The organism is Hominibacterium faecale (assembly GCF_020734085.1).
GTDB classification, from domain to species: Bacteria; Bacillota; Clostridia; order Peptostreptococcales; family Anaerovoracaceae; genus Hominibacterium; species Hominibacterium faecale.
In genome coordinates this window covers 13,624-29,289 of sequence record NZ_JAJAGH010000015.1, presented here as the reverse complement: position 1 = coordinate 29,289, position 15,666 = coordinate 13,624, and the positions used below count along the sequence as shown (strand labels likewise).

General features: G+C 49.8%; 11 protein-coding genes. 8 read left to right on the top strand and 3 right to left on the bottom strand.

The genetic code is table 11. The features are described 5' to 3' along the window. Positions 1-129: 129 nt before the first annotated feature. From LG211_RS17980 to LG211_RS17970, 3 genes are read right to left on the bottom strand one after another with little or no spacing between them, the layout of a single operon-like run. Entirely contained in the window at positions 130-1,977 is a 1,848-nt protein-coding gene (locus LG211_RS17980) for an ABC transporter ATP-binding protein (RefSeq protein WP_253020109.1), read from the bottom strand. After that, positions 1,961-3,706, bottom strand: coding sequence for an ABC transporter ATP-binding protein (locus tag LG211_RS17975; protein ID WP_148397233.1), 1,746 nt, complete (start codon positions 3,704-3,706; stop codon positions 1,961-1,963). The genes LG211_RS17980 and LG211_RS17975 overlap by 17 nt, the downstream gene beginning before the upstream one ends. After that, the gene (locus LG211_RS17970; protein ID WP_253020107.1) at positions 3,703-4,167 is read right to left on the bottom strand and encodes a MarR family winged helix-turn-helix transcriptional regulator; all 465 of its coding nucleotides are present in this window, start codon (positions 4,165-4,167) and stop codon (positions 3,703-3,705) included. The genes LG211_RS17975 and LG211_RS17970 overlap by 4 nt, the downstream gene beginning before the upstream one ends. Before the next feature lie 324 nt (positions 4,168-4,491). On the opposite strand from LG211_RS17970, the gene LG211_RS17965 reads away from it, so the two are divergent. The 8 genes from LG211_RS17965 (at position 4,492) to LG211_RS17930 (ending at position 15,583) form a co-directional block, all read left to right on the top strand. Beyond that, positions 4,492-5,931, top strand: coding sequence for an MFS transporter (locus LG211_RS17965; protein WP_148397235.1), 1,440 nt, complete (start codon positions 4,492-4,494; stop codon positions 5,929-5,931). A gap of 16 nt (positions 5,932-5,947) precedes the next feature. Then, positions 5,948-7,588, top strand: a complete 1,641-nt coding sequence (locus LG211_RS17960; RefSeq protein ID WP_148397236.1) for an amidohydrolase — start codon at positions 5,948-5,950, stop codon at positions 7,586-7,588. Between the two features lie 279 nt (positions 7,589-7,867). Beyond that, positions 7,868-9,265 (top strand): sigma-54 interaction domain-containing protein, encoded by a 1,398-nt coding sequence (locus LG211_RS17955; RefSeq protein WP_148397237.1) that lies wholly within the window; start codon positions 7,868-7,870, stop codon positions 9,263-9,265. A 240-nt stretch (positions 9,266-9,505) separates the two neighbouring features. Beyond that, the gene (locus LG211_RS17950; RefSeq protein ID WP_253020106.1) at positions 9,506-10,942 is read left to right on the top strand and encodes an MFS transporter; all 1,437 of its coding nucleotides are present in this window, start codon (positions 9,506-9,508) and stop codon (positions 10,940-10,942) included. Between the two features lie 13 nt (positions 10,943-10,955). Then, the gene (locus LG211_RS17945) at positions 10,956-12,086 is read left to right on the top strand and encodes a DmpA family aminopeptidase (protein WP_148397239.1); all 1,131 of its coding nucleotides are present in this window, start codon (positions 10,956-10,958) and stop codon (positions 12,084-12,086) included. An 11-nt stretch (positions 12,087-12,097) separates the two neighbouring features. Beyond that, complete coding sequence (locus LG211_RS17940) at positions 12,098-13,366, top strand: MFS transporter (RefSeq protein ID WP_269478138.1); 1,269 nt, start codon at positions 12,098-12,100, stop codon at positions 13,364-13,366. 80 nt (positions 13,367-13,446) lie between these two features. Beyond that, entirely contained in the window at positions 13,447-14,943 is a 1,497-nt protein-coding gene (locus LG211_RS17935) for a DNA-3-methyladenine glycosylase 2 family protein (RefSeq protein ID WP_269478137.1), read from the top strand. Between the two features lie 55 nt (positions 14,944-14,998). Next, entirely contained in the window at positions 14,999-15,583 is a 585-nt protein-coding gene (locus LG211_RS17930; protein ID WP_148397242.1) for a methylated-DNA--[protein]-cysteine S-methyltransferase, read from the top strand. Positions 15,584-15,666 lie beyond the last annotated feature (83 nt).

Sequence of the window (15,666 nt, the reverse complement as noted above, 5' to 3'; positions counted from 1 at the left end):
TGCCTGGTCCCTCAAAACGACCGGGGCAGCGACCGTTCGAAATGCAGTGATTTGAAACCAATGTCCATATAAATTCAGCCCGTTTTAGTTGCAAAAGCCCAAATTGGGCGTTTACTCCCATCTCCTAAATCACGACCCCGCGAACTGGCTGTTATAAAGTTCAGCGTAGGTTCCGCCTGCGGCCAGCAGCTGATGATGATTTCCCTGCTCCACAATGTTTCCCTCCTCCATGACAAGGATCAAATCAGCATCTATGATGGTAGAGAGACGATGAGCGATGACAAAACTGGTGCGGTTTTGCATCAGATTCCTCATGGCTTTTCCAATCTCGATTTCCGTGCGGGTATCCACGCTGGAGGTGGCTTCGTCCAGAATGAGCACGGCCGGATCGCAGAGCACCACCCGGGCGATGGTCAGGAGCTGACGCTGGCCCGCGGAGATGTTTTCCATGTCATTGCCCAGGATAGTGTCATAGCCCTTGGGCATGGTATGGACAAAGAAATCCACCCTTGCGGCTTTGGCGGCCGCGACGATCTCATCCATAGTCGCGTCCGGTTTTCCATAAGCAATGTTTTCCGCGATGGTACCGCTGAACAGCCAGGTGTCCTGTAAAACCATTCCAAAGTTGGAGCGCAGATTTTGCCTGGTCATGAACGCCGTGTCCGTTCCATCTAAAAGGATTTTGCCGCCATTGACTTCGTAAAAGCGCATTAAGAGATTGATTAACGTTGTTTTTCCTGCTCCCGTTGTGCCGACGATGGCGATTTTCTGCCCCGGCTTTGCCGTAAAGCTGATATGTTCCATCAGAATTTTCCCCCTCGAATATCCGAAACGCACATTGCGAAACTCCACCAATCCCCGTGCATCGGTGATTTTTAGCGGCTTTGGCGGGGATTTTTCCATTTCCAATTCATCCAGCATATCGTAGACCCGTTCTGCGGAAGCCAGCGCCGACTGCATGGAGTTGACCACATAAGAGGCTTCGGTCATCGGCTCCGCCGCCTGGTTGAGATACTGGAAAAACGCCTGGAACACGCCCACGGTCAGCATGCCGTTGATCAGCAGGTTTCCGGCAAAGACAGCGATCAACACCTGACCGAACCGATTTACCATGCGGATAGCCGGATTGATGGCATTCATAGCAAAATCGGTTTTTTCCGTTGCCTGAGCCATTTCCTCATTGGCCAGGTGCATCCGCTTCGCGCTTTCCTCTTCCTGGTTAAAGGATTTTATGATGGCCCGCCCGGTGTAATACTCTTCTACCAGCCCGGTCACCGTACTCATGGTCTGCTGACGGGCTCCGGCATATTTGAGGGTGTATTTGGAAAACCAGCGGGTCACCACCATGGAAAGCACCATGAAAGCAATGAAAATCAGGGTCATTCCAATATGGTAACGCAGCATCATCACGATTGAACCGCCGATGAGCCCCACAGAAGTAAATAGCTTTAGAACGCCGGTCTGCAGGGCTTCCGACATTTTATCCAAATCATTGGTAAAACGACTGAGAATGGCGCCCGTTTTATTGGTATCGAAAAAAGACAGGGGCAGCCGGTTGAGTTTTTTACTCAGTTCCGTACGGAAACGCAGGCTGAGCCGCTCGGCAAAACTGAGCATTAAAAAAGATTGCAGGGTATAAAAGACCCAAGCGCCGATATACATAAGCAACAAAAGAAAAATTTCCAGTCCCCCCTGCTGCCAGGTGATGCGAAATGCTTGACCGATGGCCTGGGAGGCTTTGATATTCTCCCACAGAAGGTTGACGATACCGGCGCTGTACCAGGGGGCAGCAATGGAAAGGGTTGTATTCAGGGCAACGGAAATCAGCACCACAATCAGCCGCAGGCGCTGATCCTTGGCGGTATGCATAAGCCGTTTCAGGGTGTGGAGCCCGTGGCTGGGCTTTGCCACATCCAAACCGTCTCCGAAAAGAGTGTCGTTATTTTGCTCCGGCCGGTTATCACGATTGTTTTCCATTGGATTCTTCCTCCTTTGTCTGAGATTTTGCGATGTCCTGGTAGATAGGGCAGCTTTGAAGCAATTCATCGTGGCGTCCCAGGCCCGCGATTCTGCCGTTCTCCAGAACCAGGATCTGGTCGGCGTTGACGATGGTGTTGATACGCTGGGCGATGATCAGCACGGCGCTGTTTGTTACCGCTGAGGCCAGGGCACGGCGCAGATTGGCGTCTGTTTTGAAATCCAGGGCGGAAAAGCTGTCGTCGAAGATATAAAGGTCAGCCTCCTTCATGAGAGCCCGTGCAATGGAAAGACGCTGCTTCTGGCCGCCGGAAAAGTTGGCCCCTCCCTGGGAGACACGGGTCTGCAGGCCGTCGGGCAGTTGATGTACAAAATCGGCCTGTGCGATTTCCAATGCGCGATTCATCTCTTTTTCTGTTGCCTGTTCCTTTGCATAGCGCAGGTTATCTGCGATGGTGCCGGAAAACAGCCATGCTTTCTGGGGTACATATGCGATGTGCCGGCGCAGATCCTGCTGGGCCATATTGCGGATATCTTCTTCATTGATCAGCACAGCGCCCTCCGTCACATCGTGAAAGCGCAGCAGCAGTTTTGCGATGGTGGATTTACCGCTGCCTGTGCTGCCGATAATAGCAGTGGTTTCGCCGCGGCGCAGAGCAAAATCAAGGCCCTGCAGAGTCGCTTCCTCGGCATCGGCAAAACGAAAGCCGGCTTGTCTGAAACGGCAGACCACCTCCGTAGGGTGAGGGGACGGCGCCTGGAGCACCCTGGCGCCGTCGCGGATTTCCGGATGGTGGGAAAGGACCGCGTGGATCCGCTTTAGACATACATTGGCCCGGGGCAAGAGGATAATGACCATCTGGGCCATGATCAGATAAAAGAGGATCAGCAGAGCGTACTCCGTCAGAGCGGTGATGTCTCCAATTTCCATCATACCGGCGCCGATCCGATTGCCTCCCAGCCAGAGGATGCTTACAATACAAATATTCATAGTAAAGAAGGCCAGACTTTCCAGGGCAAAGAACAACCGATTGGCCCGAATGGCCGATTCCGCGTAATCTTCAAAGGAGCGGCGCATCCGCTTTTCCTCGTAAGGCTCTTTGTTAAAGGCCCGGATGACCCGTACGCCTGTGATGTTTTCCCGCAGCACCACATTGATCCGGTCGAGAAAGGCTTGCAGCTTTTCAAAGATCATGGAAGCCTTTCTGGTGATAAAGACTGCGGCAATCATGACAACGGCCGTCATGGCGATTAAGAGGAATCCCATGAACCGGTCGATGGAAAAAGCCATGATGACACCGATGACGCACATCATGGGAACCGGCAGGACCATCTGGATGGTCCATACGAAAGCCTGCTGAACAATGTTGACATCGTTCAGCGTCCGGGTGATCATGGAACCAGTGCCGAACTGTTCAAAATCATAGGCGGAAAAGGCAAGGGATTTATCATAAAGGGCGTTGCGTATGTCTCTGCCGATTCTCGCCGAAAGGCGGGCGCAGAGGAAACTTCCCAGCAGTGTGCCCGCACCAGAAATCAGCGCCGCTGCCAGCATCAGAATTCCCTTTTGTATCATGAGGTTCATATTGGCGCTGCCAACACCGATGTTAATCATGTCAGCAACCAGGGTAGGAATGTACAATGCGCCGGCCACATCCACCAGCATCACCAGCAGGGTAAAAAAACAAATACCTTTATATGGTTTTAGAAATCGTAATAAGGCTTTCATCGGTCAGGCTCCTTCCGTTCTCTCATATTATCTTCCAAAGCGGATTTCAGACAGGCGCCGAAATAGTCGAGAACCTCTATGAAATCGATGGAATAACGACGGATCGTTGCCTCCAGCGCCATCTTTTCCGCTGCGTAGATGGGGCTTAATACTTGTTTGGCATATGCTTTTCCTTCTTCGGTCAGGCATACATTCATTTCGCGCCGCTTGCCGGGGATATGGGTCATGGTGAGATGACCCGCCGCTTCTGCCTGCTTGATGGCCGTGTTCAACGTTGTTTTGGGGAACCCCCATTCCTCGCAAATCTGCTTTTGAGAATGGGCGTCATCGTCATCCAGGGCATAAAGGAGCCACAATTCTGATTCCTTGACGCCCATTATTTTTGTATTGGAACAGTAGGCTTCATCAATACTATTCAGCGCAACCGTAAACTTCCGCATCATTTCCCGTATATTATTCATAGTACATACCTCTCTTTTGTTATAATACGATTTCGGATTACTAAATTATAATACGAAATCGTATTATTGTCAACAACAGAAAACATTTTTCAAATTTGAGTTGAAACTTCCGTACTCTCCTTTCAGCTTACGCAAAAATAGGTCTTAGTTGCGATAATGCATCATAATACATGGTCAAGATATGGAGAAAAGAAGAGAGAATAGTCAGAAAAATACGAAATATAACAAGTGAATGATTTCAATAAGTTGCAAGATTATATAAAATGAGTATGACTAGTTGAATATGAAATATTTCTTAACAGTTCATTATTGGGAGGTGTCTTAATGGAAAAATTACAAAACGCTCCAAAAGTATCCTTTGGAAAGAAAATCGGCTATAGTGTGGGAGGCGCGACGGATACGCTGGCATATGACTTTATTGCTGCGTTCCTGCTCTTCTTCCTGACAGACTTCGCAGGGGTGAGTCCGGTATGGGCCGGAAGCATCATCACCATCGGCGTTGTATGGAATATGATTATGGACCCGATCATCGGGAACCTGGCCGACCGGGCAAAGGTGACCAGATTTGGAAAAAAGAGGACTTTCTTGCTGATCGCAATCATACCTATTTTTGTTTCTTATTTACTGTTATTCACAAGAATAGAAAGCTTTAGTACCGGAACGGCCAATATCTATTTCCTGATCATGACCCTGCTGTTCTGGATGTCCTATTCCTGTTTCTGCATTCCTTACTATTCCATCGGCGCATCCATGACCATGGACAACGAGGAACGGACCAAAATCAGAATGTTGTCCCAGATTATTCAGTACGTGGGCGTTTTCTTCTCCACCGTTGCCCCCACCATGTTCGTGTCCTTTTTCAAGGGATATGGATTCTCCGACTACAATGCGTGGCATTATACGGCATGGATCGAAGGCGCGCTGTGCGTGTTGACCCTGATTATCGTATTCCTGTCCACCAAGGGCATCGAGCTCAAGTTTGAAACAGCGGAGGAAGAAGAAAAGAGCGGATTCTTCAAGGACTATATTGAAGTGCTGAAAGTAAAGCCTTACTTGCTGATGACACTGTCCTCTCTGTTTTTCCGTATCGGCTACTGCCTGTTCCTGACAACGATGGCCTACTTCTTCCTCTATGTAGTGGCCCTCAGCGAAATGCAGATGAGTATGTGCACCATGATCATTTCCTTCGGCGGAATTATCGTTATCGCCATTTTGATGAAACTGGTGGAACGGATCGATAAGACCAAGCTGTACTGCGTTCTGGTCATCGCATCGGGAATCGCCATGATCATTTTCAATTTTGTTGAAGTCAATTCCATTGGAATCGCATGCCTTCTGGCTACCTGTTATGTAATCGGTTCTTCCGCATACTGGTCCATGAACATGCCGATCATGTACGATTCCATCGAAGTGGACGAATTCCAGTGCGGAAAGAGAAGAGAAGGAACCATGACTTCCGTATATCTTCTGTGCCAGAAGGCCGGATACGCCATCGCGGCCGCTGCCATCGGCGCAGTGCTGGCCAACGTCGGCTACGACGAAACCCTGGGAGCAGCCAACCCAGAGAACGTACTTAACGCCATTCAGATGATGTTCTGTCTGGTATCGGGAATCGCTTTCGTGCTGAGCGGTGTTGTAATCTTCTTCTATCCTCTGAAACAGGATGTTTACAAGAAGATGTACACTCAGCTGGAGAATAAACGTGCGGGCAAAGAATACAATACCGAAGGTTTCGCCAACGTTTTAAATAAAAAATATAGATAAGGAACGGGGTGAAAAGATGTCAAAGAATGATGTACAGGATGTTTTATTCAAGAACGGAATGATTTATACCGTGGATGAGAAGGACAGCTGGGCGCAGGCTGTCGCCATCAAGGGCAATCAGTTCACCTTTGTCGGCAGCAATGAAGAGGCCCAGTCCATAAAGGCCGAAAAGGTGGTCGACCTGGAGGGGAAAATGGTGCTCCCCGGTTTTATCGAGGCCCATGCTCATGTGACCTGGGCATCCATCGATGCGGTGTTCAAAGTAAGCTTGTTCGGCGGGGAATGCGCGGACGATTATCTGGCGGCAATCCGGAAGTTTGTGGAGGACCATCCGGACCTTCCGGTATATGAAGGCGCGGGCTGGGAAAACCCCATGTTCGAAAAGACAGGGCCGTCCCGCAAACTGCTGGATGAAATTTGCAGCGACAAGCCGATGATGATGTGGTCCCACGACAAGCATTCCCTGTGGGTCAATACCAAGGCTATGGAAGTGTGCGGAATCGACAAGGATACCCAGGTTCCGGCCGGTAATATCATTGAACGAGAAGCGGACGGAACGCCCAAAGGAACTCTGAGGGAATTCGCGGCCATCGCTCTGGTGGATCCGATCAAACCGGTATTTTCAAAAGAAAACTATAAGCAAGCCATTACTTGGGTGCAGAAGCATTTGGCCCAATACGGAATCACTTCCATGCTGGATCCGATTTTGGATTTGGACGAGAACAGCATTCCGGCTCTGCTGGAAATGAGCAAAGACGGTGAGCTGATCTGCAAGATGAGAGGCGCATACCGCAGCTTTGAGAACGATCCCTATAAACATATCGATCTCTATGAAAAGACCAGCGCGGCGGCCGATTCCCATATGTTCCAGCTCAATCAGATGAAAATCATGGCCGATGGAGTCATCGAAGGAAAGACCGGGTATTTGAAAGAGCCGTACACTGGCGAAGAGGAATATCGGGGCGATCCCATTTGGGACTATGATGTGCTGGCGGAGTTCTGCAAAAAGGCAGACGCCTTAGGTCTGGATCTTCATTTCCATGTGATCGGGGACGCGGCTGCGGCCATGGTCCTGGATGTTCTGGAAGGTATAGAACAGGATAATCCAAAACGGGAGCGGCGGCCGGTCATGACACACCTGCAGGTGGTGGATGCGGCGGATTACAGACGCCTTGCAGCGCTTAACGTTACGGCGGTGACCAACCCTTACTGGCACTTTAAATATAGAGGATTCTTCGAGGACATCGAGGTTCCTTATCTGGGAGAACGGGCGTATCGGGAATATCCCATGAAGAGCCTGATGGATGCGGGAATCCGCCTTGGCGCTGCCAGCGATTATAACGTGACGCCCATACCGGCACCGCTGCGCGGCATCCAGATCGGCGTTACGAGAGTAGGGCTGGATGAGGATTCTTCGGATATGGATTGGGTTTTGGCACCGGAAGAGCGGGTGTCTGTTGCGGATTTGGTGAGGGCCTTTACCATGGGCAACGCCTATGCCTGCCGGCTGGACGACATTGCAGGCTCCATTGAAGAAGGCAAATGCGCGGATATGGTCATTCTCGAGAAGAACCTCTTTGACCAGCCGGTGGATGATATCTACAAGGTGAAAGTGTGCCAGACCATCTCGGAAGGCAAGGTGATTTACGAAGGATAGGCGGACGGCCTTTAAGAAGTAACATTCAATAAGCCGATCTGCGTCTACGAAAAAAAGGAAAGGCCTCAAAGGGCCTTTCGGCAGCTGCGATTGCACTAGTTCTGCGATTTTTGAAGAATTAGTGCAATTTTTTAATGCATCCAGGGGACGAATTCTAACCAAAACCCCAAGCAGATACTCCCGCCCGCAAGCCCCTTTTTATGAAAAATGCGCCAAATATGATATACTATAGATATAATCGTTAGAGAAAAGAGCAGCTATACATGAGGCGGCAGGAATATGGATAAAAAACAAAACCTTACACTTGAAGATTGCCTGTTGATTCTGGATCATATACAGGGATTGGTTGTGATCGATAAAAAGGGACGTACCCAATATTTGTCCCCGGATATGAAGGAGCGGCTGAAACGTTTCGGCGCTTTTTCGGATGATACGGATTATATCGGAACAGACATTATGTCCATTCACCCGATGACAAAAATAACTAGCGCATTGAAAGAAGACGGGGATGAAGAAATCGTATTTTACATGGCATCCGGACTGCCGAATATGGCCAGGATCAAGCCTCTGATCAGAGATGGGAACCTGATCGGGGCCATAGATTACGACCTTCTTACTTCACAGGATTGGGAGGGGTTTATCAAAAGCACGGAGCAGGCATCGACAGGCGGCGGATTGAACCTGCAGGAAAATCTATTGGCGCTGATGAATAAATCCCTTGAGAAGAAAGAAACAAGATACAACATCGATACGATCATAGGGCAGAGCGCCAGGATGATGGAATTAAAACAGGAGATACGCAGAGCCGCCTATTCCGATTCACAAGTTCTGATTCGAGGCGAGACGGGAACCGGAAAAGAACTGATCGCAAACTCCATCCATCATTTATCCAGGCGGGCCAACGGACCACTGATCGAAGTGAACTGTGCCGCGATCCCCGAATCCCTCATCGAATCCGAGCTGTTCGGATATGAACCGGGAAGCTTTACCGGGGCTCGAAAGGAAGGCAGCAAGGGTTTCTTTGAAATGGCAGACAAGGGAACTCTCTTTCTGGATGAAATTGATCAGCTCCCTTACCATGCCCAGCCAAAACTTCTGCGGGTGCTGCAGGAAGGCGAAGTGGACCGCATAGGCGGAGCGAAAGTTTCGGTGGATGTGCGGGTGATCGCAGCCACCAACAAGGACCTGAAAGCAATGGTAGCCGATAGAGCTTTTCGGGAGGATCTATACTATCGTTTGAATGTGATCAAGATTGAGTCTCCGCCCCTGAGAGAGCACAAAGAAGATATCCGGCTGCTAGTAAGGGAGCATCTGGAGAGGCTTAACAGACAGGCCGGATACAAGAAGGAGCTGGACGAGACTGTTTTCGAATTATTCTATGCCTACAGCTGGCCGGGCAATATCAGGGAACTATTTAACCTGCTGGAGCGAGGGTTTGCCATGTCGGTCAACAACAAAATTACGGTTAAGGAGTTTGACGAGCTGTTCCTTGAGATCATAAAGTCCTCGCAGAGCACCGAAGGAAAGACCCTTCAGGCCATAAGAGATGAAGCGGAAAGAGAGGCAATTAAGAGGACGTTAGCGTTTTTTGAGGGGAATAAAAGTAAAGCGGCCGCCCAGCTTGGAATTACGCGGGGCAATCTCTACCATAAAATCAACAAATATGGATTAGAGTAGTGTGCTATTTTCTTGCAGTGTAAGAAAATAATACACCTGGCCAAAACCTCAAAAAGAATTAGAAACATATAGAAAGCGAGAATCAGGTGTCTTTTTTTCTGACACCTGATTTTTGCTGTATAAAATAGATGCTGAAATTTCAATCTTTTCAGACATCGGAAGATTGGCATGGACCTTGCGTATGATATTGGTAGTTTGCAAACGATGGTTATCGCAGGATTCGTAAAGGAGGAGTGGATCATGGAAGGTTCAAGATCGCGCTTATTAAAATTCAAAACCTATTTTTCGTATGCCGTAGGGCAAATACAAGATGGGATACCTTATAACTTTATCAATTACTATTTGCTGCTATTTATGACGGATATGGCGGGACTCAATCCGGCTGTTGCAGGGACGATTCTGTTTATCGCCGTTATCTGGGATGGGATTACCGACCCGGCAGTCGGGTATATTTCGGATAACCTCCGTGGAGGAAGAGGCAAGAGAAGGCCCTTTATTCTAGGAGCGGCAATACCGGTGCTGCTCTGCATGCTGCTGCTCTTTGCGCCGTTTGAACTGCCGGAATGGTTGAAGTTCCCTTATTATTTAGTTGCAACACTGCTGTTCTGGACATCCTATACCTGTTACAGCATCCCCTTCAATTCTTTCGGAGCTGAAATTGTAACGGATACAAACGAAAGAAATAACATGAAGACAATCTGCGGCTTTTTTCTCTATTTCGGAGTTTGGCTCGCTACGGCAGGACCCCAATTTATCCAGTCCATTACAGCGGGTATGGGCATAAGCGAGAAGACAACCTGGTTTTATGCGGCTTTGTTCATGGGGCTGATTGGAACGCTTGCGGCATTTTTATGCTGGTTTATGACAAAAGGTGTGGAAAAAACCCAAATTAAAGAAGAACTTCCTGAAAACCGGAGAGGTCTGGGGGAAGCGATCAAAAATGTTTATGCCAGCTATAAGCTTTTGCTGAAAACAAAATCAGTACGGATCATCTGTCTTATGGCGCTGGTTTACAATACCTTCTTTGCAGTAAAGGCCACGGGCTTTGTATATCTTATGGCAAATAACCTGACCCTGGATTCGGCTATGCAGGCATTGTTCTGGACCATTGCGGCAGTTTTGAATTATGCAGTGCTGCCTGTGCTCAATCTCATTGCCAACAAGCTCAGCAAAAAGACCACCTTTATATTGATGTGGGCGCTGATGATCGCCTTTGCGCTGATATTCGCAGTTGTTCAGATTTCGTCCTTCGCCGTTCTGGTGGGATACCAGGTAATTTTCGCCTTTGCCAATGTGTGCTTCTGGGTCATAGGATATTCCTTAGCATATGACTGCGTGGAAGTTGTAGAGTTTCAGCACGGCGAGAACAAAAGCGGCGGAATCGTGGGACTCTTTACCCTCTGTCAGAAAGTTGGGTACGCCATCGGCGGCTGGATGGCAGGCGCGGGACTTACGATCATAGGATATGACGCGGCTGTAGAAGTGCAGTCCGGCAAGGTCCTCATCGGCATCAACACGCTGATGACGGCTGTCCCGGCTGTGATCCTGCTGATCGGGCTGATCCTTATGATTCGCTTCCCGATCAACCGTATCAAGCATCGCAAACTGCTTGCGGCGCTGGAACGCAAGAAAAAAGGTGAAGAATACTCAACAGAAGGCTTTGAAGATATTTTTTAAAGGAGGAAGAACAATGAGAGCAAGAGATTTAGGAATACCCTTTGATGGGATATGCGGTGAAAACAACGCGATTACGGATGTCGCCGGAGTGGAGGTGGGCTACACGACCATTATCAGCGGCGAATCCACAGAAGATACAACTTATGATTCGGATTTTGCCAGGACCGGGGTAACGGCCATACTTCCCAGAGGAAAGCAGAGGAGCGCAGTATTCGCAGGAAGACACGATCTCAACGGAAACGGCGAGCTGACCGGGACCCATTGGGTAGACGATTCCGGCTTCCTCCACGGTCCCATTATGATCACCAATACCCACAGCGTTGGGATCGTGCGTGAAGCGGCTTCCAAATGGATGATTAAGAATGATTATTTCTTCCCATTGTGGTATGATGGAGAAGAAGTACCGGGATTTGGTTTTTTTTACCCAGTTGTGGGAGAAACTTTTGACGGCGTGCTGAACAATATTAACGGCTTTAAGGTGAAAGAAGAGCATGCCCTTGCAGCAATTGAAAATGCCCGCGGCGGAGCGATCGAGGAAGGCAATGTAGGCGGCGGAACAGGAATGCGGTGTCATGGCTTTAAAGGCGGCACAGGAACAGCTTCCCGTGTGATAACAGATATCCCGGGCAGAGTGTACAAGGTGGGCGTATTGGTTCAGGCCAATCACGGAACGAGAGAAGAGCTTCGTATCAAGGGAATCCCCTTTGGAAAAGAGATAAAAGGCTTTGAACAGGAACTACCGGGCCTTGGTCCCAAACCGGGAGATGGCTCGATCATTGTCATAGCTGCCACCGATGGTCCTCTGATGCCTTGGCAGCTTTCCAAGCTTTGCAAAAGAGTTCCCCTGGGGATCGGAAGCCTCGGCGCAGGGTGCCAGAACGGATCGGGGGATATCTTCCTGGCCTTTTCCACTGCAAACCCCGGAGCTTTCAGCAAGGATACCGTAAAGGTGGAGATGCTTTCCGATGAACAGATTGATCCTTTTTACAGAGCCGTGGCCCAGGCCGTTGAGGAGGCGATTTTAAATGCCATGGTGGCGGCGGAAACCATGGAAGGACGCAATCGCAACAAATCTTACGGCATCCCTCACGATCAGATAAAAGCGATCCTGAAAAAATATGAAATAATATTTGACAGGCCCTAAAGGAGAAGAAGATGCTTTCAAAAAAATCGCGAACTTTAAAGGATAACGAATTTCACCCTGTACAGCTCAGGGTGTTCTTCGTCATGATAACCCTGTACACCTTTTATTTTACGTGCAATAACAATCTGGGCGTTGCTGCCAGCGAAATACAGCAGAGCTTCAGCCTGAACAATGCGCAGTTCGGGGTACTGTTCACGATTTTTACCCTTGGTTTTGGCTTGGGACAATTTGTTTCCGGATATCTTGGGGATCGATACAGCCCAAAGATGCTCATGTTCATAGGGGCCATAGGAGCCTCCTGCGCCAACATCGGCTTTGGCCTTTCCTCCAATATGACCGCCTTTTCCATTTTATGGGCGATCAACGCCGTATCCCTGGCCATGGGCTGGTCTCCCGGGTGCAGCATACTGTTTCGGTGGATACCGAAAAAAAGGTGGGGACTTTTCATGGGGTTTTTTGATGCCTTCGCATTTCTTGGGGGCATCATTATTTATCCGGTCGCCGGATTTGCCATATCCTACCTGAGCTGGCGGGCGGCTTTCCTTCTTCCGGCAGCCCTGTTAATTCTATGGACGGTGGTTTTCTTCCTATATGTAAAGGACACGCCCCAGCAGTACGGTTTTACCGTGGAGTGGGAAGAGGATCTTTTAAAAGAACCAGTAACCTGGAAAGATTATGCTGCTGTTTTAAAGAACTCACTGATCATCCTAGTTTCCCTGTCTGCCGTGTGCAGCCAGTTTGTTCGATGGGGCCTGGTCAACTGGATCATCAAAATCCTCACTGCGGACGCAGATAACGGAGGGTTTGGAATCGCCCTCGTGCTGGCTACGATCATCGCTTCCTCGATGCATTGGGGCGGAGCGCTCTTTTCCATAGGGCTGGGATACCTATCTGACACAGTATTCAAGGGCAGCCGCTGGCAGACCATCTTAATGGGGTTTGTGATCAGCGGCGGCAGTCTACTGGCGATTTATTTCTGGGGATATGAGCTTCTTGATCTGCAGGGCGGAACCGTTCTTCTTGCGCTGCTGTTGTTCCTTGCGGGCGGCTTTATCCAGGGGGTTCAGGCGCCGCTTTTTAATCTGCCGGGAGATATCCTTGGAACCAGGCTTGGCGGCACGGGTGTAGGCATTATCAACGGCTGGTCTTACATGGGAGCATCCTTTGCAGGAGCCGCCCTTGGGTTTGTCATGGACAGCTGGGGACTCATGTCCTGCATCCTGCTGATGGCAGTCATTTCCTTTGGCGGAGCTTTTTTCATAGCCTTTGTGAAACGGTAATGCGGCCCGGTGTATTCATGTCCGAAAATGGCGAGACATAAGACCGGCAATCGTTTACAATAAATCACAGAGGTGATGATATGGATATCAATTCGAAAAAAGCATTATATGAAGCGTTCAAATCGCAGGACGCCGGATTTGACGGACAGTTTTTTGTCGCAGTTTCATCCACCGGAATTTACTGCCGGCCCGTTTGCCATGGCAAAATGCCCAAGTTTGAAAACTGTACCTTTTTCAAAACAGCGGCGGAAGCGGAGCAGGCCGGGTACAGGCCGTGTCTGGTCTGCAGGCCGGAGCTTGCTCCGGATCATTCCTGCGCCAATCTGAACGAAACGGCCGTTTGCGCCGCTAAATACATAGAGGAAAATTGCAGCAGGGGGATCGGGGTCAGGGAGCTGTCTGCTGTGCTGGGATGTTCGGACAGGCATTTGAGAAGGCTGTTCAAAGAAGCTTATCATGTTACACCCGTCGAATACCTTCAGACCTGCCGCTTGCTTTTGGCGAAAAAACTGCTCACTGAAACCGATTTGTCTGTGCTGGATGCGGCGATGGCTTCCGGCTTTGGAAGCGTGAGACGGCTCAACGATGCCTTTCGAAACAAGTACAAATTATCGCCAACCGCTCTGAGGAAAAAGCAGAATTCCGCTGCCTGCACCGGCGGGCAAATCAAGGTGGGGCTGGGGTACCGGGCTCCATACCAGTGGGAGAGGATCCTGCGTTTCCTCGGAGAAAGGGCCATCGACGGCGTGGAAGTGGTCAAAGATCAGAAATATTATCGGACTGTCCGGCAAACGGACAAGGATGGCCGCCCTTTATATGGCTGGATCTGCGTTGAGCATGTGGAAAAAAAGAGCGTTCTTGCCGTTACCCTGAGCGAAAGCCTGCTGCCTGTATTATCGCAGGTTTTATCCCGGGTGAAGATGCTCTTTGACCTTGACTGCGATCCCAATGTCATCTATGAGCGACTAAAAGGACTGAATCAGGTAAAGGAGCATGCTTTCTTGCCAGGGACCAGGCTGCCCGGCTGCATGGATGAATTCGAGCTGTGCCTGCGGGCGGTTTTGGGACAGCAGATCACAGTCAAGGCGGCGCGGACTCTCGCGAAAAGGGTTGCTGCCGCCTTCGGAAAAAAGATTGAAACCGGGATCGGCGGATTGGAGTATGTTTTTCCAGCTCCAACGGATATGGCCAGTTTGGCAAAGCCCATTGAAGACCAGCTGGGGCCATTGGGCATCATCGCTTCCAGAGCCAGAGCGATTGAAGAAATCGCGTCAATCTTTGTGAAACATGAAATCGAGTGGGGCTTTATGGCCGATCCGGATCAAGTGAGGAAACGTCTCATGGAGATTCGGGGTATCGGACCCTGGACCGCCAATTATATCGCCATGCGGGCGCTGGGGTATCCGGATGCCTTTTTGGAAACAGACGCAGGTGTGAAAGAAGCGATGGAGGGATATACGAAAAAGGAAATCGCAGCCATGTCGGCGGAATGGAGTCCTTGGAGGAGTTATGCTGTGATGGGGCTGTGGAACAGTCTGGAAGATAATGAAAAATGTAATCATGGATGCCAGAGATGAAGCTCCTTTGGATTCCAACCGTTATTTTGAACGATAATTTACATAGGAGGATTGTATGTATTACACGACAGAGTATAGGTCGCCGCTGGGGGAAATCGTTATCGCAGCGGATGAAAGGGGGATCGCCGGGCTTTGGCTGGAAGGGCAGAAGTATTTTGAGGATATGGGAGATGCCAAAGCTACGGCCAGAGCAAAAGCCGAAGGCTTTATTTCCGCCAGCGAGGGGCAGAATCCACAGATCCAGGAAATCTTGAAAAAAGCTGCGGACTGGCTGGACCGGTATTTTGATGGGGAAACGCCGGAAATTGAAGAGCTTTCACTCGCTCCCGCAGGAAGCGAGTTCCGGCAAATGGTGTGGCAGATCCTCTGTGAAATCCCCAGCGGCCAGACGACAACCTACGGCGAAATCGCTAAAAAAGTGGCGCAGCGCACAGGAAAGAAAACCATGTCTGCTCAGGCTGTGGGAGGAGCAGTAGGCCATAATCCCATTTCGATCATCATTCCATGCCACAGGGTTGTGGGCACCAATGGAAGCTTTACTGGGTACGCCGGAGGGATCGATAAAAAAATCGAGCTATTGAAATTGGAAGGCGTGGATGTGAGCGGATTTTTTGTGCCTAAGAAGGGGACCGCGCTGTAGCAGTGCGGCCAGCGCCAGTTCTCGGTTCTAGTTATCTGGTGTCAGTTCCCGACGCTAGTTCCAGGCAACTGCTCGGGAAAAAA